General features: G+C 59.9%; 24 protein-coding genes. 9 read left to right on the plus strand and 15 right to left on the minus strand.

The annotated features are described in order from the left end of the window. Positions 1-10: 10 nt before the first annotated feature. From IEX53_RS09020 to hisB, 6 genes are read right to left on the minus strand one after another with little or no spacing between them, the layout of a single operon-like run. A complete protein-coding gene (locus IEX53_RS09020) occupies positions 11-334 on the minus strand; it encodes a phosphoribosyl-ATP diphosphatase (RefSeq protein WP_188823615.1) in 324 nt (107 codons plus the stop codon). A 20-nt stretch (positions 335-354) separates the two neighbouring features. After that, positions 355-1,140: an imidazole glycerol phosphate synthase subunit HisF gene (gene hisF / locus IEX53_RS09025; protein ID WP_188823616.1), complete on the minus strand. Its 786-nt coding sequence runs from the start codon at positions 1,138-1,140 to the stop codon at positions 355-357. Next, complete coding sequence (gene hisA, locus IEX53_RS09030; RefSeq protein WP_188823618.1) at positions 1,137-1,868, minus strand: 1-(5-phosphoribosyl)-5-[(5-phosphoribosylamino)methylideneamino]imidazole-4-carboxamide isomerase; 732 nt, start codon at positions 1,866-1,868, stop codon at positions 1,137-1,139. Before hisA ends, hisF begins: the two co-directional genes overlap by 4 nt. Next, complete coding sequence (gene hisH, locus IEX53_RS09035; RefSeq protein WP_188823620.1) at positions 1,865-2,515, minus strand: imidazole glycerol phosphate synthase subunit HisH; 651 nt, start codon at positions 2,513-2,515, stop codon at positions 1,865-1,867. Before hisH ends, hisA begins: the two co-directional genes overlap by 4 nt. 2 nt (positions 2,516-2,517) lie before the next feature. Continuing rightward, positions 2,518-2,982: a DUF2628 domain-containing protein gene (locus tag IEX53_RS09040; protein WP_188823622.1), complete on the minus strand. Its 465-nt coding sequence runs from the start codon at positions 2,980-2,982 to the stop codon at positions 2,518-2,520. A 4-nt stretch (positions 2,983-2,986) separates the two neighbouring features. Further along, entirely contained in the window at positions 2,987-3,595 is a 609-nt protein-coding gene (hisB, locus tag IEX53_RS09045) for an imidazoleglycerol-phosphate dehydratase HisB (RefSeq protein WP_188823624.1), read from the minus strand. Positions 3,596-3,988: 393 nt separating this feature from the next. Here hisB and hslV point away from each other — a divergent pair, with 393 nt between their 5' ends. From hslV to IEX53_RS09060, 3 genes are all read left to right on the plus strand, one after another. Next, positions 3,989-4,543 (plus strand): ATP-dependent protease subunit HslV, encoded by a 555-nt coding sequence (gene hslV / locus IEX53_RS09050; RefSeq protein ID WP_188823626.1) that lies wholly within the window; start codon positions 3,989-3,991, stop codon positions 4,541-4,543. Between the two features lie 21 nt (positions 4,544-4,564). Further along, a complete protein-coding gene (hslU, locus tag IEX53_RS09055; protein ID WP_188823628.1) occupies positions 4,565-5,872 on the plus strand; it encodes an ATP-dependent protease ATPase subunit HslU in 1,308 nt (435 codons plus the stop codon). Positions 5,873-6,252: 380 nt separating this feature from the next. Then, positions 6,253-7,194, plus strand: coding sequence for a DUF1402 family protein (locus IEX53_RS09060; RefSeq protein ID WP_236016119.1), 942 nt, complete (start codon positions 6,253-6,255; stop codon positions 7,192-7,194). Here IEX53_RS09060 and IEX53_RS09065 read toward each other — a convergent pair. The 4 genes from IEX53_RS09065 to IEX53_RS09080 form a co-directional block, all read right to left on the minus strand. Next, complete coding sequence (locus tag IEX53_RS09065; RefSeq protein ID WP_188823632.1) at positions 7,191-7,571, minus strand: helix-turn-helix domain-containing protein; 381 nt, start codon at positions 7,569-7,571, stop codon at positions 7,191-7,193. The genes IEX53_RS09060 and IEX53_RS09065 overlap by 4 nt on opposite strands. Before the next feature lie 13 nt (positions 7,572-7,584). Then, the gene (locus IEX53_RS09070) at positions 7,585-8,190 is read right to left on the minus strand and encodes a Smr/MutS family protein (RefSeq protein ID WP_188823634.1); all 606 of its coding nucleotides are present in this window, start codon (positions 8,188-8,190) and stop codon (positions 7,585-7,587) included. A gap of 110 nt (positions 8,191-8,300) precedes the next feature. Further along, positions 8,301-9,377, minus strand: coding sequence for a murein transglycosylase A (mltA, locus tag IEX53_RS09075; RefSeq protein WP_188823637.1), 1,077 nt, complete (start codon positions 9,375-9,377; stop codon positions 8,301-8,303). Positions 9,378-9,415: 38 nt separating this feature from the next. After that, positions 9,416-10,126: a Tim44/TimA family putative adaptor protein gene (locus IEX53_RS09080; protein ID WP_188823639.1), complete on the minus strand. Its 711-nt coding sequence runs from the start codon at positions 10,124-10,126 to the stop codon at positions 9,416-9,418. A 189-nt stretch (positions 10,127-10,315) separates the two neighbouring features. Here IEX53_RS09080 and IEX53_RS09085 point away from each other — a divergent pair, with 189 nt between their 5' ends. Continuing rightward, the gene (locus IEX53_RS09085; protein ID WP_188823641.1) at positions 10,316-10,810 is read left to right on the plus strand and encodes an FxsA family protein; all 495 of its coding nucleotides are present in this window, start codon (positions 10,316-10,318) and stop codon (positions 10,808-10,810) included. Between the two features lie 111 nt (positions 10,811-10,921). Further along, a complete protein-coding gene (gene secB / locus IEX53_RS09090) occupies positions 10,922-11,431 on the plus strand; it encodes a protein-export chaperone SecB (protein WP_188823642.1) in 510 nt (169 codons plus the stop codon). Between the two features lie 222 nt (positions 11,432-11,653). Here the strand turns inward: secB and dnaQ are convergent, their stop codons facing one another. The 5 genes from dnaQ to IEX53_RS09115 all read right to left on the minus strand — a co-directional run bounded on the left by dnaQ (position 11,654) and on the right by IEX53_RS09115 (position 15,441). After that, positions 11,654-12,367: a DNA polymerase III subunit epsilon gene (dnaQ, locus tag IEX53_RS09095; protein ID WP_188823644.1), complete on the minus strand. Its 714-nt coding sequence runs from the start codon at positions 12,365-12,367 to the stop codon at positions 11,654-11,656. Positions 12,368-12,571: 204 nt separating this feature from the next. Further along, entirely contained in the window at positions 12,572-13,165 is a 594-nt protein-coding gene (gene coaE, locus IEX53_RS09100) for a dephospho-CoA kinase (protein ID WP_188823646.1), read from the minus strand. Next, a complete protein-coding gene (locus IEX53_RS09105) occupies positions 13,162-14,004 on the minus strand; it encodes a shikimate dehydrogenase (protein WP_188823648.1) in 843 nt (280 codons plus the stop codon). The genes coaE and IEX53_RS09105 overlap by 4 nt, the downstream gene beginning before the upstream one ends. Beyond that, positions 13,997-14,596 (minus strand): Maf-like protein, encoded by a 600-nt coding sequence (locus IEX53_RS09110; RefSeq protein WP_188823650.1) that lies wholly within the window; start codon positions 14,594-14,596, stop codon positions 13,997-13,999. The genes IEX53_RS09105 and IEX53_RS09110 overlap by 8 nt, the downstream gene beginning before the upstream one ends. A 23-nt stretch (positions 14,597-14,619) precedes the next feature. Further along, positions 14,620-15,441, minus strand: coding sequence for a pyruvate, water dikinase regulatory protein (locus IEX53_RS09115; protein WP_188823652.1), 822 nt, complete (start codon positions 15,439-15,441; stop codon positions 14,620-14,622). A 428-nt stretch (positions 15,442-15,869) separates the two neighbouring features. Between IEX53_RS09115 and hemE the strand changes: the two genes are divergently transcribed. From hemE to mnmE, 4 genes are all read left to right on the plus strand, one after another. Continuing rightward, positions 15,870-16,892 (plus strand): uroporphyrinogen decarboxylase, encoded by a 1,023-nt coding sequence (gene hemE / locus IEX53_RS09120; protein ID WP_188823993.1) that lies wholly within the window; start codon positions 15,870-15,872, stop codon positions 16,890-16,892. A gap of 95 nt (positions 16,893-16,987) precedes the next feature. Then, entirely contained in the window at positions 16,988-17,434 is a 447-nt protein-coding gene (gene hemJ, locus IEX53_RS09125; RefSeq protein WP_373288617.1) for a protoporphyrinogen oxidase HemJ, read from the plus strand. A gap of 272 nt (positions 17,435-17,706) precedes the next feature. Next, positions 17,707-18,972 carry a transcription termination factor Rho gene (rho, locus tag IEX53_RS09130; RefSeq protein ID WP_188823656.1) on the plus strand — a complete coding sequence of 422 codons (1,266 nt, stop codon included), beginning with the start codon at positions 17,707-17,709 and terminating at the stop codon, positions 18,970-18,972. A gap of 368 nt (positions 18,973-19,340) precedes the next feature. Next, entirely contained in the window at positions 19,341-20,663 is a 1,323-nt protein-coding gene (gene mnmE / locus IEX53_RS09135; protein ID WP_188823658.1) for a tRNA uridine-5-carboxymethylaminomethyl(34) synthesis GTPase MnmE, read from the plus strand. The last annotated feature ends 273 nt before the right edge of the window (positions 20,664-20,936 follow it).

The following is a 20,936-nucleotide window of genomic DNA, read 5'->3' on the forward strand; positions in this document are numbered from 1 at the left end:
GAGGTGCCCCTCAGGAGGTTTTGCGTCCGGCCTTTTCCGCAAGGCCGGATTGCGCGGTGCGCCGTTCGAGTTCCGAGAGAACCGAGGCAAGCTCGACGCCGTTTATCTTCCAGACCACCAGGAGATGGTAGAGAAGGTCGGCGCTCTCACTGATGACGCCATCCCTATCGCCCGAAACGGCTGCTATCACCGTCTCGACCGCTTCCTCACCCAACTTCTGGGCGGCTTTGCCGACGCCCTTGGCGACGAGGCTCGCCGTATAGGACGAACCGTCCGTGACAGCGGCGCGCTCGGCGACGATGCTCTCCAGATCCTTGAGAGTAAAATCCGTCATTTGTCCTCCCCGCCCGAAATTTACTGGGCCGGATCGAGCCGCATAGCGATCCCGGCTTCCGCCATATAGCGCTTTGCCTCACCGATCGTATAGGTGCCGAAGTGAAAAATTGACGCGGCGAGGACAGCCGTGGCGTGTCCGTCACGAATCCCGGCCACCAGATGGTCGAGATTGCCGACGCCGCCGGAGGCGATGACCGGCGCGCGCACCGCATCCGCCACCGCGCGGGTCAGCGCGATATCGTAGCCGGCCTTGGTGCCGTCGCGGTCCATGGAGGTGAGGAGGATTTCACCCGCGCCGAGATCGACCATGCGCCGGGCAAAATCGATGGCGTCGATGCCTGTCGCCTCGCGTCCGCCATGGGTGAAGATTTCCCAGCGGTCCGCCTCGTCGGGGCCGGACACTTTCTTGGCGTCAATGGCGACGACGATGCACTGGTTGCCGAACTTATTCGCCGCTTCGGCGACAAAGTCCGGATTTTTCACCGCTGCCGTGTTGATCGACACCTTGTCGGCCCCGGCGAGCAGCAGCTTGCGGATATCCGCGACCGTGCGTACCCCGCCGCCGACCGTCAACGGCATGAAGCATTGCTCGGCCGTGCGCGCGACCACATCGAAGATCGTCTCGCGGTTCTCCGAGGAGGCGGTGATGTCGAGGAAGCAGAGTTCGTCCGCACCGGCGGCATCATAGGCTTTCGCCGCCTCGACAGGATCGCCGGCATCGATCAGATCGACAAAATTGACGCCCTTGACGACGCGGCCATCTTTCACATCCAGGCAGGGAATTACGCGGGCCTTGAGTGTCATGCAGCGGCCCTCAAGATTTCCAGCGCTTCTTGAGGATCGATACGCCCATCATAAAGCGCACGGCCGGAAATGGCGCCTTCGAGCTTGCGGGCGTCGGGCATTGTCATGCGCTTGATATCCTCGATGGAGGCAAGGCCGCCCGAGGCGATGACCGGAATGGAAACGGCGTCCGCCAGCGCCAGGGTCGATTCCCAATTGATACCGGCCAGAACCCCGTCGCGGTCGATATCGGTGTAGATGATCGCAGCCACGCCCGCACCCTCGAATTTTCTGGCGAGCTCGATAACGCCGAGTTCCGAGGCTTCCGCCCAGCCCTCGACCGCGACCTTGCCGCCCTTGGCGTCGATGCCGACGGCTATTTTTCCTGGAAATCTCTTGCAGGCCTCGATGACCAGCGCCGGATCGCGCACGGCGACCGTGCCCAGGATCACCCGCGCAAGGCCCTTTGCCAGCCAGTTTTCGATATGCTCAAGCGTACGGATACCGCCGCCCAACTGTACCGGATTCTTCGTCCCCTTCAGTATCGCTTCCACTGCCGCGCCATTGACGCTCTCGCCCGCGAAAGCGCCGTTCAAGTCCACCACATGCAGCCACTCGAAGCCATGTTCCTCGAAGGCTTTCGCCTGTGCGGCGGGGTCGGCGTTATAGACGGTGGCGCTGTCCATATCGCCCAGCTTCAGGCGAACGCACTGGCCGTCCTTCAAATCGATGGCGGGAAAGAGGATCATGGCTTCCACTTCAGGAAATTGGCGATGAGGGCAAGGCCGAGCGCCTGGCTCTTTTCGGGATGGAACTGCGTGCCTGCCAGATTGTCGCGGGCGACAGCGGCGGTGATGGGACCGTCGTAATCGGCAGTCGCCAACACATCGTCAGGGTTTTCCGCCTCGAGCGCATAGGAATGAACAAAATAGGCGTGGAGGCCGTCCGCACCGGTCTTAATTTCGTCGAAGAGCGGGTGGGAATGTTTCACGTGAATCGTGTTCCAGCCGATCTGGGGGATTTTCAAGGACGGGTCCGATGGCGTCATTTCGCGCACATCGCCCTCAATCCAGCCGAAGCCTTCGGTCACGGTCTTTTCCAAACCGCGCGAGGACATCAATTGCATGCCGACGCAGATGCCGAGGAACGGGCGCGCCTTGTCTATCGCTACTTCCTGCACCGCCTCCGCCATGCCTGGCACGGCGGCGAGCCCGCGGCGGCAATCGGCATAGGCGCCGACGCCCGGCAGCACGATGCGGTCGGCGGTCAGCACCCGCTCGGCATCGCTGGTCAGATCGATTTGCGCGTCAACGCCGTTTTCCCGCGCGGCGCGCTCGAAAGCCTTGGTCGCGGAACGCAAATTCCCCGAACCGTAATCGATGATGGCGACACGCATTCTCAATTTTCTCCGGAAAAGCCGACAAGGCCCAGCCTTGCATCCGGCTGGGTGGAGGCGGATCGGCTGGCGCGCTTCTTCCGCGTGGCCGGAGCCGTTGCGCCATTAGAGAAATAGCGGATTTCGGCTTCCGCCCGGTCGTCCGCCTCGATGACACCCTTCTCGGCATAGCCCTTGCGGCGCAGCGCGGAAAGACGCCAATTGTTGCCTTCGAGCGCGACGAGAATGGATATGAGGAGCGTCAGGATGGTAGCGGTGCCGGGTGCGCCCCAATATTCACCGGCCACTCCCAATGCCACCGCCGCGGCCAGAACCAGGCCAGCCTCGAACCAGAGGCGATAGAAGAGAAGCCAGATGACGGGCATGATCAGCGCCAAAAACGAAAAGCCGTCACGGACGAAAACCGTGCGCTCCGCCGTGTCTTTGCCCGTTTCCGCCGGCGGCTCCATGACGACATAGCTTGCCATGTGATCAGCCTTTCAGAGTGCCCTTGGTGGAGGGGATCGCGTCCTTCTGGCGCGGATCGGCTTCGATTGCCGTCCGCAGCGCACGCGCCACCGCCTTGAAGCAGGTCTCGGCGATATGGTGATTGTTTGCGCCGTAATGATTGGTCACATGCAGGGTGATCCCGGCATTTTGCGCCAGCGCGTGGAAGAATTCGCGCACCAGCTCGGTATCGAAAGTGCCGATCTTCGGCGCAGAGAATTCCACCTGCCAGACGAGGAACGGGCGGCCCGACACATCGAGCGCGGCGCGCGTCAATGTTTCATCCATGGCGAGGTCGATGGAGGCATAGCGCATGATGCCACGCCGTTCGCCCAGCGCCTTGGCGATGGCCTGCCCGATGGCGATGCCGGTATCTTCAACCGTATGATGATCATCGATATGGAGATCGCCCTTGGCCTTGATCTTCATGTCGATCAGCGAGTGGCGCGAAAGCTGCTCCAGCATATGGTCGAAAAAGCCGACGCCCGTGGAGATCTCGAACGCCCCGGTACCGTCGAGATCGACGGAAACGGCGATGCTGGTTTCCTTTGTGGTGCGCTCTACCGACGCAGTGCGGTTGCTGTTCGATGCCATGGTTTATTCCCGCTGTCGTAAGTTAACCCGCTTCTAGAACAGCGAGCGTCCTTTGCCAAATGAATGTTTCCTGGAGCCCTTCACCCTCGTGGTTCGAGGCTCCCCTTCGAGGCTCGCTTCGCGAGCACCTCAGGGTCGCACCTCACCATGAGGGTGAAGGGGCGCCGGCGCTTCCTGTAGCCCTCATCCTGAGGCGCTCGTGGAGCGCAGCGGAACGAGCCTCGAAGGGCGAGGGCGCTTGGCAATTCCGCCACAAGCCCGAGCACGAGGACTGAAGGAATGTTAAGCCAAAGCGGTTTGCATTTCGTTCATGCGTTCATACATAGACTGGCATCAAGGGGTTCCATGTTGCCGCCGTTGACGGGGCGAGGGGCCTGCTCAACGGAGTTTTTCATGATCGAACATAATCCCAACACCATTTACGGCACCACGATCGTCACCATCCGCAAGGGCGGCAAGGTGGTGATCGCCGGCGATGGGCAGGTCTCGCTCGGCCAGACGGTGATGAAGGGCAATGCGCGCAAGGTGCGCCGCATCGGCAAGGGTAATGTCATCGCGGGCTTTGCCGGCGCAACCGCCGACGCCTTCACGCTGCTGGAAAGGCTGGAATCGAAGCTCGAGCAATATCCCGACCAGCTGATGCGTGCCTCAGTGGAACTTGCCAAGGACTGGCGCACTGACCGCTACCTGCGCCGCCTCGAGGCGATGATGCTGGTGGCGGACAGCCAGGTTACCCTGGCGCTGACCGGCACGGGCGACGTGCTGGAGCCGGAACATGGCGTTATGGCCATCGGCTCCGGCGGCAATTACGCGCTCGCCGCGGCGCGGGCACTGATCGATACGGATATGAACGCCGAGGATATCGCACGCCGGGCCATGCAGATCGCCGCCGATATATGCGTCTACACCAACAGCAATATCATCCTCGAAAGCATCGACGCCGCGTAACGGTGAACTGGAATCAGAAGAATGACAACATTTTCCCCCCGCGAGATCGTTTCCGAACTCGACCGCTTCATTATCGGGCAGAAGGACGCCAAGCGCGCCGTGGCCATTGCGCTGCGCAATCGCTGGCGGCGCCAGCAGCTCGAAGGGCAGATGCGCGAAGAGGTGATGCCCAAGAACATCCTGATGATCGGACCGACCGGCGTGGGCAAAACCGAAATCTCCCGCCGCCTCGCCAAGCTGGCGGGCGCGCCCTTCATCAAGGTGGAAGCGACGAAGTTCACCGAGGTCGGCTATGTCGGCCGCGATGTGGAGCAGATCATCCGTGATCTCGTAGAAGTCGCCATCGGCCTCGTGCGCGAGAAGAAGCGCGAGGAGGTGAAGGCGCGGGCGCATCTCAACGCCGAGGAACGGGTGCTCGATGCGCTTGTCGGCAAGACGGCGAGCCCGGCAACGCGCGATTCCTTCCGCAAGAAGCTGCGCGACGGGCTGCTCGACGACAAGGAAATCGAGGTGGAGGTGGCCGACAGCGGTTCCGGCATGCCGAGCTTCGAAATTCCGGGGATGCCGGGCGCCAATATCGGCGTGCTGAATCTGAGCGACATGCTCGGCAAGGCTATGGGCGGACGCACCAAGCTGCGCAAGACCACGGTGAAGGAATCCTACGGCCTGCTCATCAATGACGAGTCCGACAAGCTGCTCGACCAGGAGCAGATCGTGCAGGAGGCGCTGCGGTCGACGGAAGATGACGGCATCGTCTTTCTCGACGAGATCGACAAGATCGCCGCGCGTGATGGCGGCGTCGGCGCAGGTGTCTCACGCGAGGGCGTGCAGCGCGATCTGCTGCCGCTGGTCGAGGGAACGACGGTGGCGACAAAATATGGGCCGGTGAAGACGGACCACATCCTGTTCATCGCCTCGGGCGCTTTCCATGTTTCGAAGCCATCGGATCTGCTACCCGAATTGCAGGGCCGCCTCCCGATCCGCGTCGAGCTCAATGCGCTGACGCGGGAGGATTTCCGCCGGATCCTTACGGAGACCGAGGCGAGCCTGATCAAGCAATATATCGCGCTTATGGCGACGGAAGAGGTGACGCTCGACATCACCGACGATGCCATTGACGCGCTCGCCGATATCGCTGTGGACCTGAACTCCAGCGTTGAGAATATCGGCGCGCGGCGGCTGCAGACGGTGATGGAGCGGGTGCTCGACGAAATCTCCTTCGCCGCGCCGGACAAATCCGGCACGACCTTCACCGTCGATGCCAAATATGTGCGGGATACAGTCGGCGACCTAGCCAAGAATGCGGACTTGTCGCGGTTTATTTTGTAAGGGGCATATACGATCCCCTTCACCCTCGTCCTTCGAGGCTCCGCTTCGCTCCGCACCTCAGGATGAGGGTGAAGGGGCGTCGCGCCTCTCATCCGATGGCGGCTGCGGCGATCCATCAGCCCTCATGGTGAGGTGCGAATGGAGCGCAGCGGAATTCGCCTCGAACCACGAGGGCGCTTGGCACCGATACACGAATCGCACCTTTCGTTTTACGTGAAACGGTGTGGCATTCCAGCATCGCCGTTAACTAATCGTAAAACCCCCTCGACTTCACCGAGGGGGTTTTCTATTTTCCGCCCCGACGTTCCACCAACGGAACGTTTGATTTCCCCGGGGCTGACCGCACAGACATGAAGAGCCTGTTAACCCTTATCGCCGGCATGGGCCTCTTTGCCGCGAGCCTCCTCAGCTTCGGCGACGCTAATGCGGCCACGCTGGTTCCCCCAGGAAACCGCAATGCGGAACAGCCCAGCATTCCCGGCGCCTCGGCCAAGCGCACGCGCGAACTCAAGACGACCTACGATGCGAAGTACCGCAAGATCTATGATCTGCTGAAGCGCGACGCGGGATTGCGGACGAAGATCAAGAATATTGCTGCCGACTATGGCATCGATCCCATCCATATAGCCGGGGCCATCGTCGGCGAGCATACCTATAATGTGGATGTATATGACCGGCTCCAGACCTATTACGTCAAGGCCATGTCCTATGCGCGGCAGGGGGTGAGCTTCGATTATAATGGCGAGGCGGTGGGGGATTTCGTGAAGCGGCCGGAATTTTCGGCCTGTGGCAGCTTTACGGACAGCTATTCCCTCTGGGATTGCCGCGAGGATGTGTGGAACCGGACGTTCCGCGGTCGCCGGGTAGATGGCAAATCCTATCCCAACCAGCGTTTCAGCGCCGTTTTTTTCCAGCCCTTCTATGCGGGGCAGACGTTTGGGCTCGGACAGATCAATCCGCTGACGGCCTTGCAGATGTCTGATATGGTCAACCGCATCTCCGGCCTGCCCAAGCTCGACGCCGAAGACGGCAATACGGTCTACAAGACGATCATGGATCCAGACCTGACGCTGCCTTATGTGGCGGCGACGCTAAAACACTCCATCGACGCCTACCGGCAATTCGCCGATTTCGACATTTCGAAGAATCCCGGCATCACCGCGACGCTTTACAATACCGGCGGGGCCGATGAACGCGCCCGTGCGCTTGGCCGGGAAAATGCGAAGCGCAGGGCGGCGGGCCAGGAGCTGCTGCTGCCGCAGGAAAATTATTATGGCTGGCTGGTGAACAGCAAGCTGGATGAACTCAAGGAGCTTTTCTAGCTTCGCATTGTCTTGCGCCGCTTCCTTGCAGCCTTGACCTCTTCGGTGAGCGACAGGATCGTCTCGCGGTCGATCATGCGGATACTGGAGGCGATCAGATTGGCGAGTTCGGTGGCTTCCGGCGAAAGGCCCGCTGTGTCGATCACGACGCGGGGATGCGAAATCTTCGCCAGTTGCTGCAATTCCTCCGCCTCGTCCCAGATGATGTTGAAATAGGTGATGATCCGCTGGAGAAGGTCCCAGGTCGGCTGGCCGCGGCGACCGTGCTCCAGCGCCGAGAGGTAGGCCGCCGAAACCCCGATCTTCGCGGCCATTTCCTTCTGCGAGACGTTGCGCTCTTCGCGCAGTTCCCGCAGGCGCTTGCCGAAGGGTGTCATGGCCTTTTCCCCATCATGTTGTAGTGCGGCGCAGGCGGACATAGAGCGCGCCATGGCCGCCATGCTTGCGCGCTGCATCCTCGTAAGCGCTGACCAGAATGCGGAAAGCGGGCGTGGAAAACCAATGCGGCACCGCCTGGCGCAATATGCCCTCGCTGCCGGAAGACGAGCCTTTGCCGGTGATGACAAGCACATGGCGCAGGCCCCGAGAACGGGCATCGAGCAGGAAGCCATAGAGCAGCCCATGCGCCTCGCCTTGCGTCAGGCCGTGCAGATCGATCCGCGCCTCGATATCGAGCCGGCCCTTGGCGATTTTGCGATGCGTCGTCCGGTCGAGCGGGTGGGGCGGATATGGCTCGCGCGGGGGCTGTTTTGGCTTCGCTGCAGGCGGGAGGGCAGGGGGCACCTGCCCCACTTGCGGCGGCGATGCTGGCTCCCGTCCGCCGACTTCCGCTTCCCAGAGCTCGAAATCATCGGGCAATTTAGGGAGGCGCGAGGCGCGAGGCTTCAGGGGACGTGTGGTGCGGGCGACGGTTTCCCAGAGAATACGGTCTTCCAGCCGCAACGGGGTTTGCGGCCAGTCGTCAGCATCTTTCGGTTTCTTGTCGCGGGGTGCCATAAATCACCCCTTTAGAGCAGGATGCAATGAAATTGAAACAGGCATCCTGCTCTAACTCTTTGTTTCGCCGCATGATCTTACCTGGAAGTCTACAACTTTTCGGGATCATGCTATAGCAGGCTCCTCGGCACCAGTGCATAAAAATCAGCATTGTTACGGATGACGCCCGCGATCTCGCCTGCAGCCGGACCGGAGCCGGTGAAGAGATCACCGCGCGCGGGGCCGACAATGGCCGTGCCGGTGTCCTGCGCGATCATCAGACGGCGAAAACCATCGGTTCCGAACGCTCGCAAATCCGGCGCATCTATGAAAAAGGGCGTGCCGAATGTGTGAAGCAGCCGGTCCACAGCGATGGAGCGCCCTGGGGTCAGCGGCACTTTGGCGGCGGCGATGGGACCGAGCGCCGGGTCCTCCACAGGCGCCTCGCGGAAGAAGATATAGGAGTGGTTTTGCCAGAGGATTTCATCGATGCGATACGGATTATCGCGCAGCCAGGCGCGGATCGACTGCATGGTGACTTCGGCTTCCGGGATTTCGCCAAGCCCGATCAGCACCCGGCCGATGCTGGTGAAGGGATGGCCGGATTTCGCCGCATAGGTAATCCGCCGCCATGAACCATCGGGCATGTGCAGCCTTGCCGCGCCCTGGACATGGGCGAAGAAAGCACCGACCCGATCCGCGACATAGGCGATCTCGAGATTGCGGCCTTCCAGTTCGCCCGATTCGATCGCGCGGCGGTCGTGATATTCGGTGAACTCTTCTCCCACCTTGCGCGCGAAGGCGAAGGACGGGTCGATATGCGGGGGGCGGTTCCGGTCGTCGAGTTCGACGAGATCGTCGGGTTTTCGATAAAATGGAACGCGGTATAGGCCGGTTTTCGCCGGGGAAGCCTCAATTTCGGGCTCGTAAAAGCCGGTAATGAAGGCCTTTTCTCGGATTAAACATGGCAAAAAATGGGCTTCGAAGAAGGTGCGGGCTTCGGCGTCGCTCAACGCGGAAAATTCTCTCGCCGCCGCGAAAATCGGCGCCAGCGATTCAAAACTGATACCGAGCCCCCCGCTGCGATAGGGCTTCTCCAATACGCGGAAAGCCGAACGCTGGAACGCGGCGAAGGCAATGGCATGATCGTCATCACCCCAGCCCGGAACGTCGGCAAAGGACATGGGCGTGAAAAGCCGCGACAGCATGGCTGTACCCTCTTTCAACCGCCTATCGCGATTCAGGATCAATCCTCGGCTTCCGTCGCCACCAGCTTCCAGTTGGGATCGCGGGAGCGGGTGTCGCGGGCGAAGGTCCAGACATCCTTGATTTCGACCACGGCGTCCGGATCGCCATCGACGACATTGCCATCCTTGTCCATCGTCGCGGAAATCATCTGGCTGACGATCCGCATCGTGACATTGGCCTCGCCGCCCTTCATCCCCGCGCCCGATATATCGGCCTTGTTGATCCCGACGAAGGAGGATTTGATCGTCTCGCCCTTCTTCTCCCGCTCATCGATGGCCGCAACGAAACCATCATAAACATCCTTGGCGAGAAGCGTCTTCAACGCCTTGCGGTCTCCCTCCGCAAAGGAGGTCACGATCATCTCATAGGCCATCTTTGCGCCCTCGAGGAAGCGCTTCGGTTCGAAGGACGGATCGGCGGCGCGGATGGCGCGCAATCCGTCATTGAGCGGCGTACCGGCGGGTGCGATGGCGTCGATGTCGGTGAAATCCTTTTCCGCCGGCTCCGCCGTCCGGCGGGGCAGGGACACGACATTATCGCCGTTCGCATTGGCCGGCGCGCTCTTTGCCGGGTCATTGGTGCGGGGCGCGTATGGATCATAGGGCGGGCGCTCATTGCCGGTGCGGCGTCCAAGGACATTGCGCAGTTGCAGGAAGATGATCACTGCCGCCACGAAGAAGAAAATCGTCCCGAAATCGAAAAATTCCATACCGCCTGCCGATCCTGGTGATGCCGAGCACGGGAATCAGCGTCTAACGCGATTCACCCATCGGAAATTGCAATGAACTCCCAAAAACATATAGTCTGACACGTTGAATCATTCAAATGCCGATCCCAGTTCTAGAGCATTGAATAAAGAGGTTTCTCCTCGGTATACCAACGAAAGGTCAGCGACCCCGTGCCATTTTCTCTCATCGCGCTCCTCTTCCTGGCGCTGCCCTTCGTGGAAATCGCGGGCTTCGTGATCGTCGGCAGCCATATCGGTGTGCTTCCGACCCTTGCGCTGGTGGTGCTTTCGGGCATGCTGGGCCTTTTCCTTCTGCGCGTCCAGGGCTTCAGCCTGTTGCAGCGGATCCGGACGGAAATCGCGGCGGGCCGTGTTCCCGACCGTGAAGTGGTGCATGGCGCGATGCTGGTCGTGGCGGCGATCCTGCTCATCATACCCGGCTTTTTCACGGACATTCTGGGGCTCCTGCTGTTCATTCCGCCGGTGCGCGATCTCGTCTGGCGTTATTTGATCCGCAGTCGCGTCATCGTGACCATGAGCACGTCAGGCTTCGGTCATGGACCCCAGGCCCCGGGCGAACCGCGCGACAGGGTCATCGATCTCACGCCTGACGATTATGAGCGCAAGCCAGACCGCAACTCGCCATGGCGCGGCGACCGGGAATAGCCACAGCTTGCAAGCCCTGCGCCATTGCCTCAGGGGGACGCGCATGTTAGGGCGAATCTAGAGTTAACAAGGTCATAACGGCCTTACCCCTAAGAAAAAGGTCTTCCGACGATGGCAAAGGCACCGAGCGCTGCGAATTCAAGCGAAGCGAAAAATGGCAACGGTTCCGGCGCCGGCTCCGAGCCGTCGCTGAACATTCTGGCGCAATATGTGAAGGATCTCTCCTTCGAAAGCCCGGGCGCGCCGCTCTCGCTGCGTCCGCGCGAAAAGGCGCCTTCGATCAACATCAATGTCAATGTGAACGCCAATCCGATCGGCGAGAACGAATTCGACGTGGTGCTGACGCTTTCGGCCCGCGCAGGCGAGGGCAAGGACGTGCTCTTCAACGTCGAGCTCGTCTATGGCGGCGCCTTCCATATCGAGGGCTTCCCGCAGGAGCACATGCTGCCGCTGCTCTTCATCGAATGCCCGCGGCTGCTCTTCCCCTTCGCCCGCCAGATCATTGCCGAGGCGACGCGCAATGGCGGCTTCCCGCCGCTGATGATCGACCCGATCGATTTCGCCGGCATGTTCCAGCAGCGCATGGCCGAGGAACAGGCCAAGGCGGCGGTAAAGAGCTGATTGTAGCTTTTTTATTGAGAAACGCCGGCGGAACAGAACCCCCCTCTGTCCTGCCGGACATCTCCCCCTCAAGGGGGGAGATTACGCCTTCATTTGCGCTGGCACCAACCGCAAACGCCGAAGAATAGCGGTGAGCGTTGTGTCAGCCAATCTCCCCCTTGAGGGGAAGATGCCCGGCAGGGTAGAGGGGGGTGCTCTCCGCAATGCCGTTTCCCCGAAAAATTACTCCCCCGCTTCCACCATATATTTCGCCCAGATAGCCTTCGAACCCATCTTGGCCACAAGCGCGACGTGGGCTTCCTCCTCCAGCGAAGAGAGGCGAGAGGGCAGGGGCTGCGGCCGGGCTCCAATGACGATGACGGTTTCGCTCTCGACCGTTCCGGCATTACGGTTCGTATTTTCGATCGTCAGGCCAAGCGCGGCCTGCTTGCCGCCGATCAGCTCGATATAGACTTCCGCCAGAATCTCCGAATCGAGAAGCGCGCCGTGCAGGGTGCGGCGGCTGTTGTCGATGCCATAGCGCCGGCAGAGCGCGTCGAGCGAATTGGGACCCATGGGATGACGGCGGCGCGCGAGCGCCAGCGTGTCGACCACCCGCTCCGTCGGGATGGGTGGCTGGCCGATGCGTTCCAGTTCGGCATTGATGAAGCCCAGATCGAACATCGCATTGTGGGCGACGAGGCGCGCGCCGTCGAAGAATTCGAGAAAATCATTGGCGATTTCCGGAAAGGTCGGCTTGTCGGCAAGCTGCTCGTTGCTGATGCCATGAACCGCCAGCGCTTCCGGATGAACGGCACGGCCTTGCGGGTTGATATAGACGTGAAAGGTGCGGCCCGTTGGAAACCGGTTGACGAGTTCTATGCCGCCGATCTCGATGACCCGGTCTTCAAGCCTTTCAAGGCCCGTGGTTTCCGTGTCGAAGACGATTTCCCGCATTAGATATGTTCCTCTCCGTCATCCTCGGGCTTGTCCCGAGGATCTACTGTCGGCGAAATTTCAAAGTCCTGGCTCATTCGGACTCGACTTTGTAATGGCGATGCCGGCAGATCCTCGGGACAAGCCCGAGGATGACGAATGCGCAGTATCTAAACCTCGCGCAGACTCCAACGCCAGTGCGCCATTTGCAAGACTGACAAGCCCTTATCCAGCATTCTCTTGCCGCAAATGGCGGATGATTTCCGCGACCGCTTCCCGGGCCGTGTCCAGCCCCTGGCCGGTATCGATGATAAAATCCGCACGGGCGCGCTTTTCGGCATCCGATATCTGGCGGGCAAGGATTGCCTCAAATTTTTCCGCCGTCATGCCAGGGCGGGCAAGAACACGCTGGCGCTGGATATCAGGCGCGGCGGAAACGACGAGAATCCTGTCTACGTCCTTTTCGGCGCCGATCTCGAAGAGCAGCGGGATATCCACCAGTGCGATGTCCGCTCCAGAAGCCCGCGCATTTCGCAGGAAAGCTTCTCTTTCCTCGTACACGAGCGGATGGATGATAGCCTCCAGTTTCGCGATTTCCTCCGGTTTTCCGAGGACCGCGGCGGAGAGTTTTTCCCTGTTCACGCCGTTTTCGTCGGTCGTGCCGGGGAAAGCGGCCTCGACCAGCGGCGCGGCGCGGCCTGCGTAGAGGCGATGCACCGCTTCATCGGCGCTATAAATGGGAATGCCGGCATCGGCGAACATTTGCGCCGTGGTGGATTTTCCCATGCCGATGGAACCGGTGAGGCCGAGGATTATCATCTGGATTTTTCCATATCGGCGAGGATGTGGGCGCGCAGGTCCGGCGTCACTTGCGGACGCAGACCGAACCAACGCTCGAAGCCCGGAACCGCCTGATGAAGGAGCATCCCCAAACCATCGACCGTCTTGAGCCCCGCTTCGCGCGCTGCGGAAAGGAAGGGCGTTTCCAGGGGTACATAGACTATGTCGGTGACGATCGTTGCCGGATCGGCCCGGCTCAGGTCCAGTGCCATCTCATGCCCGCCATGGCCTTCCATGCCCGCGGGCGTGGTATTGACGATGAGGCCCGACGCAAAAACCAGATCCTGCGCCTTGTCGAGCGGATGGGCGAAAACACCGGCTCCAAAATGATCCACCAAATCCGCAGCGCGGGATAGCGTGCGGTTGACAACATGGATCTGCCTGAATCCCCGGCTTTTCAGCGCATGGATGATGGCGCGGCTGGCGCCGCCGGCTCCCAGAACCAGCGCGGTGTCCGCATTATCCCAACCCTTGGCATATTCATCGAGATTGGCAGCAAAGCCATAGGCATCCGTATTGCCACCATGGAGCCGGCAATCCTCGAACCAGAGCGTATTGACCGCACCGATGGCTTCCGCCGCCGCATCACGCTTTCCGCACAGCGCAAAGGCGGTTTCCTTATGCGGGATCGTGACATTGCCGCCGGCATAGCCATTCTCCCGCAGCGAGGAGAGAAACGCCGGAAACAGGTCCGGCGGGGTCTCTACGGCCTGATAGGAACCTTCGAGCCCGTGCGCCTCCAACCAAAAACCATGGATGAGGGGGGAGCGGGAATGCTTGATCGGAAAGCCGGTGACGAAGGCTTTGGGCTCAGCCATCGATAGCTCCCAGTTCCCTCAACTGACCGAGGAGCGGCAGCATCGGCAGTCCGACGATGGTGAAATAATCGCCTTCGATCCGCTCAAAAAGCTGCAGGCCTTCGCCTTCGATCTGATAGGCGCCGACGCTCTTCAACGCGATGTCGCCAACCCGGGCCAGATAGCGTCCGATGAAGCCCGGATCGAGCGGGCGCATCGTCATCCGCGCCACACCGACATGCCGCCAGACGATTTCTCCGCCGCGCGCGATGACCACGGCGCTGTTGAGTTCATGGGTCTTTCCCGAGAGATTCAGGAGCTGACGGCGCGCCGCATCCATATCCGCCGGCTTATGGAAAATCTCGTCTTCCAGCGACAGGGTCTGATCGCTGCCGATAACGAGCGCTTCCGGATAACGGCTGCTGGCGTCGAGTGCCTTCGCCTCGGCCAGAACGCCGGCGACATCCTCGGCCGTCGCGCCACTGCCGTCGAGGGTCGCTTCCACGGCGCGCTCGTCGATATTGGCTTCCACGGCCTCGAAGGCGATGCCGGCATTCTTCATAAGCGCGGCGCGAAACGGGCTTTTCGATGCCAGGATGATCCGTTCGGTCATGACATTATCTCCAAGGGTTCTGGTTACCGGCCTCGCGGGCGAAGGGCAAGAATCGCGGCCGCCGTTTCCTCGATGGAGCGGCGCGTGACATCGATCATCGGCCAGCCATGGCGCGCGCAGATGCCGCGGGCATAGGCAAGCTCCTCGGCAATATTGGCGCGATCGGTGTAGATTTCCACATCATATCCGGGTGAAGCGCCCAGCACCCGGTTCTGGCGGATTTGCGAAATACGCTCGGCGGTCGCGACCAGGCCGACAATCAATGGCTTCGTTGCCGATAGCAGCACCTCAGGGATCGGAATGCCCGGGACGATCGGGATATTGGCCGTCTTCACGCCGCGATTGGCGAGGTAAATGCTGGTCGGCGTCTTCGACGTGCGTGAAATGCCGATGAGGATGACATCCGCCTCATTGATATCTGAGGGTAATTGCCCATCATCGTGTTCCATCGTGAAATTGAGCGCGTCGATACGGCGGAAATAATCGGCGTTCAGCACATGCTGCGCGCTGGCGCGGCGATGGGCCGGGGCGCCGAGATAAGACTGGAAAGTGGTGAGCACCGGCTCCAGAACCGAGACCGAGGGCACACCCATGGCGGCACAGCTTTCATCGACGATGCGGGCGAGCTTCTGGTCGACCACCGTATAAAGGACAATGCCCGGCTCCGCGTCGATATCGGCCAAGACCTTGCGCAGCTGCTTCTCCGTGCGGATCAGCGGATAGATGTGCTCGATCGCCCGCGCATTGGCATATTGCGCCGCCGCCGCGCGCCCCGCCGCCAGGAGAGTCTCTCCGGTCGCATCCGAAATCAGATGAAGATGGAAGTAGGAAAGCGGTTTCGTCACCAGTTTTCTGCCACCCCTGTTGAAGACTGTGGGTAAGACGCGGGTTTGCGGACACAGGGATGGCAGCCCTGGGGGAAGTTGGCAAGTCATCCACAGCGAGGAGGCTTGTGGGCAAGTCTCCGGGGCATGTGTGAATCGATCAATGCAAGGCTCGCTTCGCTTTTGTTATCCGCAAGCTGTCCACAGGAAGACGGAAATGAGGGCCTCAGCCAAGCTTCTGACTCCATTCAGGGAATCCCGTTGTCATTGCTTTTTGTGCCGGCATCGGTGATTTAATCCCACGGCTTTCAACTGAATGCGCTTCCTGTGGGGAAAAACCCGGATTCTGCTAATCCACGGAACAAACAGACTCTAAGAATCAGAAGAATCCAAAATTCAGAATTTCTTTTTTGAAAAGGGCTGGGGAAATCAGCCTTGAGGACGGGATGATGGCACGCAAGGTAGTGAAGGTAATCCGCGGAGAGACGATTTTTCCGCCACCGATCTGGATGATGCGGCAGGCGGGCCGTTATCTGCCGGAGTATCGGGAAACGCGGAAACAGACGGGAAGTTTCCTCGACCTCTGTTACTCCCCCGACCTTGCCGTGGAAGTGACCCTGCAGCCCATTCGCCGGTTCGGCTTCGACGCGGCGATCCTGTTCTCCGATATTCTGGTGGTGCCCCATGCGCTCGGCCGCGATTTGCGCTTTGAAGAAGGGCGCGGGCCGTTGATGAGCCCGATAGGGGCAGATGAAATCGCACGGCTTGAAACTGATGGTGTCGCGGAACGGCTGGAGCCGGTCTATGAGACGGTGCGGCGGCTGCGGGCGGAACTCCCACAGGAGACGACCCTGCTCGGCTTCTGCGGCGCGCCCTGGACAGTAGCGACCTATATGATCGCCGGTCATGGCACGCCCGACCAGGCGCCGGCGCGGCTGTTCGCTTACAGGCACCCGGAGGCTTTCCGGAAACTGCTCGACGACCTCGCCGATGTCTCGGCGGATTATCTGATCCGGCAGATCGATGCGGGCGCCGATGCGGTGCAGATTTTCGATTCATGGTCCGGTGTGCTGGACGAGCGCTGCTTCGAGGAATTCTGCGTGAAGCCGGTGGCGCGGATCGTGGGACAAGTCCGCGCCGTGCATCCCGATGCGCTGATCATCGGCTTTCCCAAGGGGGCGGGGGCGCTTTATGCCTCTTATCGCGAAAAGACCGCCGTCAATGCGCTCGGGCTTGACTGGACGGTGCCCCTGTCGTTTGCTGCCGGGCTGCAAGGGCAGGGAGCCGTGCAGGGCAATCTCGATCCCCTACGGCTTGTCGCCGGCGGGGCGGCGCTGGACGAGGGCGTCGACGAGATTCTCGAAAAGCTGGGCAACGGGCCGCTGGTGTTCAATCTCGGGCATGGGATCACGCCGGAAGCGCCGGTCAGCCATGTGGAACGCATGATAGAACGGGTGAGGGCAGGGACATGAGCAAAGCTTCGAGCGGAAATTCGGCAACCTCGGGCGGGCGGGCAGCGGTGCGCGCCATTGTCGCCATCGTCATCGTCGCCCTGGGACTGCTCCTGATGTTTCACGTGAATCCGGGCACGGCCTATCCTTGGATCAAGGCCATTCACGTCATCGCCGTCATCTCGTGGATGGCCGGAATGCTCTATCTGCCGCGCCTGTTCGTCTACCACTCAGCTGCGGAACCGGGCTCGGTGCAGTCGGAAACCTTCAAGATAATGGAGCAGCGGCTCCTGCGCTTCATCATCAATCCCGCCATGATCATCACCTGGATCATGGGGCTATGGATGGCGTGGAAGATTTTCGATTTCACAGGCGGCTGGCTCCACGCCAAGCTGCTGGCGGTGGTGATTCTATCCGGCGTTCACGGTTATTTTTCCAAGGCGGTTCGACTCTTTGCTGCAGACAAAAATACGAAATCGGCCAATTTCTGGCGCCTGATGAACGAAGTACCGACCGTGCTGATGATCATCATCGTGATTCTGGTGATCGTGAAGCCGTTCTGACGTCTTACATCGCAGCGGTTCCCGTCTAACCTACCTTGGGAACCGCTTATTCAAGTTTTGTTTATCTCATTCCATGCAACGAAAAGTGGTTATACTTCGTTGCGAAATCCAATAAGAGCCAAACTTGCCACTTGTCCCCTCTCGCACAAAAGGGTATGGATAGGTCCCTCCCTATGGAAATGCAGACTGTCGATGCCGGCCATGACCTCCATGGCCACTCCTTCCGAACAACTGCCCTTCTCTTTTTTCCCACTTAAATGAGCCTCGCACCTATGCAGGAAATGAAACTACAAGAATTAAAAAGTAAAACGCCGGTCGACCTTCTGGCTTTCGCCGAGACGCTGGAAGTCGAAAATGCCAGTGTCATGCGCAAGCAGGAGTTGATGTTCGCCATCCTGAAGAAGCTGGCTTCGCAGGATGTGGAGATTATAGGCGAAGGTGTCGTCGAAGTGCTGCAGGACGGCTTCGGCTTCCTGCGTTCCGCCAACGCCAATTATTTACCCGGCCCTGACGATATCTATATTTCTCCGTCGCAAATCCGGCGGTTTTCCCTCAAGACCGGCGATACGGTCGAGGGACCGATTCGCGGACCCAAGGAAGGCGAGCGCTATTTCGCGCTTCTCAAGGTCAACACGATCAATTTCGAAGATCCGGAGAAAATCCGTCACAAGATCCATTTTGACAATCTGACGCCGCTTTATCCTGATGAACGGTTCAAGATGGAACTCGAGAACCCGACCGGCAAGGATCTGTCGCCGCGCGTCATCGATCTTGTCGCGCCGCTCGGCAAGGGCCAGCGCGGGCTGATCGTTGCGCCGCCGCGCACCGGTAAGACCGTTCTTCTTCAGAACATAGCGCATTCAATTACCGCCAATCATCCCGAATGCTATCTGATCGTGCTCCTGATCGATGAGCGCCCGGAAGAAGTTACCGACATGCAGCGTTCCGTGAAAGGCGAGGTGGTGTCCTCGACCTTTGATGAGCCGGCCTCGCGCCATGTCCAAGTGGCGGAAATGGTCATCGAAAAGGCGAAGCGTCTGGTCGAGCACGGCCGTGATGTGGTTATCCTGCTCGATTCGATCACGCGTCTTGGCCGCGCCTATAACACGGTGGTTCCGTCCTCGGGCAAGGTGCTGACAGGCGGTGTCGATGCCAACGCGCTGCAGCGACCGAAGCGCTTCTTCGGCGCCGCGCGCAATATCGAAGAAGGCGGCTCGCTCACCATTATCGCGACGGCGCTGATCGATACCGGCAGCCGCATGGACGAAGTGATCTTCGAAGAGTTCAAGGGCACGGGCAATTCGGAAATCGTGCTCGACCGCAAGGTGGCCGACAAGCGCATCTTCCCGGCGATGGACATTCTCAAATCCGGCACGCGTAAGGAAGACCTGCTCGTCCAGCGCCAGGATCTCCAGAAGATTTTCGTGCTGCGCCGCATCCTCGCGCCAATGGGAACGACCGACGCAATCGAGTTCCTCATCGACAAGCTCAAGCAGACGAAGACCAATGGCGAGTTCTTCGACTCGATGAATACCTGAGTCATCAATTGGATTGGATGAAGATGAGGAGCCCGCGGCATGTTCAGCTGCGGGCTTTCTCGTATCTGACAGGAAAATCGAGACCAGCGGCGGATGTCCTAGACCAATTCTTGTTTTGATGGAATCAGCGCCAAGCGCCCTCGCCCTTCGAGGCTTCGTTCCGCCTTCGACAAGCCCAGGGTCCACTACGCACCTCAGGATGAGGGCTCTGCGGCGTTGCAACCTCTTCACCCTCATAGTGAGGTGCGAGCGTGAGCCAAGCCTCGAACCACGGGGGTGAAGGGGCGCACAGTTGGTTCCGTCCAAGTATGAAACGCTCTAAGGTTTCCGTACTCGATTCGCTAACGCAACAAATAATGGCGACAGCTATGCAGCCGATTTTTCGCGATACGATTTTTGCGCTTTCCAGCGGCCGGATGCCATCCGGTGTGGCGGTGATCCGTCTATCGGGTCCGGATGTTCGATTCGTGATCGAAACAATTTCGGGAGCGTTACCGGAAGCAAGGAAAGCCACCTATCGCGCTTTCTATTCGAAACGCGAGTTGCTGGATCGCGGGCTTCTCCTCTTTTTTCCTGGGCCGAATAGCTTTACAGGTGAGGATTGCGTAGAATTCCATCTCCATGGAGGCGCCGCGGTTGTCGATCGCTTCCTGCTGGAACTCTCCAGCTTCAAGAATTGCCGGATGGCCGAGCCGGGCGAATTCACGCGCCGGGCCTTCGCCAATGGCAAAATGGATTTGACTGTCGCCGAAGGACTGGCGGACCTGATTGCGGCGGAAACCGAGGGGCAGCGTCGTCTCGCCCTGCAAGCCGCGTCGGGAGCACAGCGCGACCTCTATATGGAATGGCGACAGGAGCTGCTGCAGGCGAGGGCGCTGATTGAGGCCGAACTCGATTTTGCTGATGAGTCCGACGTTCCCGGCTCGGTATCCCTGCAAGTCTGGCAGGGCATGGAGCTTCTGGCGGACAGGATCGACCGGCACTTCGCCGATGGCAAGAGAGGCGAAATCTTTCGTGACGGTTTGCATGTGGCGATAGTCGGCGCACCGAATGCAGGCAAGTCCAGCCTGCTCAACCAACTCGCCGGCCGCGATGTCGCCATCATATCCGAGGAGGCGGGCACGACACGCGATCTCCTTGAGGTGAAGCTGGACATCGACGGAATTCCGGTGTTCGTAACTGATACTGCAGGAATACGCGAGACCAACGGGGCCGTCGAAAAGATCGGCATCGAACGCGCCCGCGCCCGCGCTGCGTCTGCCGACCTTGTCCTGTTGCTGGAAGATATGAGCCAGCCGGAACCGGTAGCGCTAGCTGAACTAAGTGGCGATCTATGGCGGATCGGCAACAAATTGGATTTGCCGGGTACCAGTAATGAAAGCATCTGGGACTATCGAATTTCGGCCCGGTCTGGTGCGGGGCTGGATTACCTCCTCACCGCGATCAGCCAATTCGCGCAAGCAAAAGCGGGCGATATCGGCGATGTGATTCCATCCAGGCGGAGACATATCGAGTTGCTCAGCATCACCCGCGCCGAGATAGCCGAAGCCGTGCGACGAAACGATCTACCGCTTGAACTGCGCGCTGAGAATCTTAGGCGCGCAACGCAGGCGCTTGGGCGGATTACGGGCGACGTGGATGTAGAGGATATCCTCGACGTGATCTTTTCCCAGTTTTGCATCGGGAAATGATTCACGTGAAACATGGGTAAGCTGTTCTCGCCGAGGATCCATTGGTGATCTAATCCTTGATGGATTCACGTGAAACATATGCGATTGTAGCCCGTTGCCCTGACTTGGCTCCTTTTGCCTTGCTTACCCGCATTCACATGACGACTATCGGGATTATGCGTTGACGACAGAATTGCCTGGATTCGATTTTGGAATCGTTGTTGTCTTGGAAGGGGTGGAGGAATGGATCCCAGTGACAAGCACTGGGATCCATTCCTCCACGGTGAAGTGACC

It is taken from the genome of Paramesorhizobium endophyticum (assembly GCF_014640615.1).
GTDB classification, from domain to species: Bacteria; Pseudomonadota; Alphaproteobacteria; order Rhizobiales; family Rhizobiaceae; genus Paramesorhizobium; species Paramesorhizobium endophyticum.

Bases quoted from the DNA above. Each gene is read 5' to 3' on its own strand.
- IEX53_RS09020 (WP_188823615.1), bottom strand. From the start codon at position 334: ATGACGGATTTTACTCTCAAGGATCTGGAGAGCATCGTCGCCGAGCGC.
- hisF (WP_188823616.1), bottom strand. From the start codon at position 1,140: ATGACACTCAAGGCCCGCGTAATTCCCTGCCTGGATGTGAAAGATGGC.
- hisA (WP_188823618.1), bottom strand. From the start codon at position 1,868: ATGATCCTCTTTCCCGCCATCGATTTGAAGGACGGCCAGTGCGTTCGC.
- hisH (WP_188823620.1), bottom strand. From the start codon at position 2,515: ATGCGTGTCGCCATCATCGATTACGGTTCGGGGAATTTGCGTTCCGCG.
- IEX53_RS09040 (WP_188823622.1), bottom strand. From the start codon at position 2,982: ATGGCAAGCTATGTCGTCATGGAGCCGCCGGCGGAAACGGGCAAAGAC.
- hisB (WP_188823624.1), bottom strand. From the start codon at position 3,595: ATGGCATCGAACAGCAACCGCACTGCGTCGGTAGAGCGCACCACAAAG.
- hslV (WP_188823626.1), top strand. From the start codon at position 3,989: ATGATCGAACATAATCCCAACACCATTTACGGCACCACGATCGTCACC.
- hslU (WP_188823628.1), top strand. From the start codon at position 4,565: ATGACAACATTTTCCCCCCGCGAGATCGTTTCCGAACTCGACCGCTTC.
- IEX53_RS09060 (WP_236016119.1), top strand. From the start codon at position 6,253: ATGGGCCTCTTTGCCGCGAGCCTCCTCAGCTTCGGCGACGCTAATGCG.
- IEX53_RS09065 (WP_188823632.1), bottom strand. From the start codon at position 7,571: ATGACACCCTTCGGCAAGCGCCTGCGGGAACTGCGCGAAGAGCGCAAC.
- IEX53_RS09070 (WP_188823634.1), bottom strand. From the start codon at position 8,190: ATGGCACCCCGCGACAAGAAACCGAAAGATGCTGACGACTGGCCGCAA.
- mltA (WP_188823637.1), bottom strand. From the start codon at position 9,377: ATGCTGTCGCGGCTTTTCACGCCCATGTCCTTTGCCGACGTTCCGGGC.
- IEX53_RS09080 (WP_188823639.1), bottom strand. From the start codon at position 10,126: ATGGAATTTTTCGATTTCGGGACGATTTTCTTCTTCGTGGCGGCAGTG.
- secB (WP_188823642.1), top strand. From the start codon at position 10,922: ATGGCAAAGGCACCGAGCGCTGCGAATTCAAGCGAAGCGAAAAATGGC.
- dnaQ (WP_188823644.1), bottom strand. From the start codon at position 12,367: ATGCGGGAAATCGTCTTCGACACGGAAACCACGGGCCTTGAAAGGCTT.
- coaE (WP_188823646.1), bottom strand. From the start codon at position 13,165: ATGATAATCCTCGGCCTCACCGGTTCCATCGGCATGGGAAAATCCACC.
- IEX53_RS09105 (WP_188823648.1), bottom strand. From the start codon at position 14,004: ATGGCTGAGCCCAAAGCCTTCGTCACCGGCTTTCCGATCAAGCATTCC.
- IEX53_RS09110 (WP_188823650.1), bottom strand. From the start codon at position 14,596: ATGACCGAACGGATCATCCTGGCATCGAAAAGCCCGTTTCGCGCCGCG.
- hemE (WP_188823993.1), top strand. From the start codon at position 15,870: ATGGCACGCAAGGTAGTGAAGGTAATCCGCGGAGAGACGATTTTTCCG.
- hemJ (WP_373288617.1), top strand. From the start codon at position 16,988: ATGTTTCACGTGAATCCGGGCACGGCCTATCCTTGGATCAAGGCCATT.
- rho (WP_188823656.1), top strand. From the start codon at position 17,707: ATGCAGGAAATGAAACTACAAGAATTAAAAAGTAAAACGCCGGTCGAC.
- mnmE (WP_188823658.1), top strand. From the start codon at position 19,341: ATGCAGCCGATTTTTCGCGATACGATTTTTGCGCTTTCCAGCGGCCGG.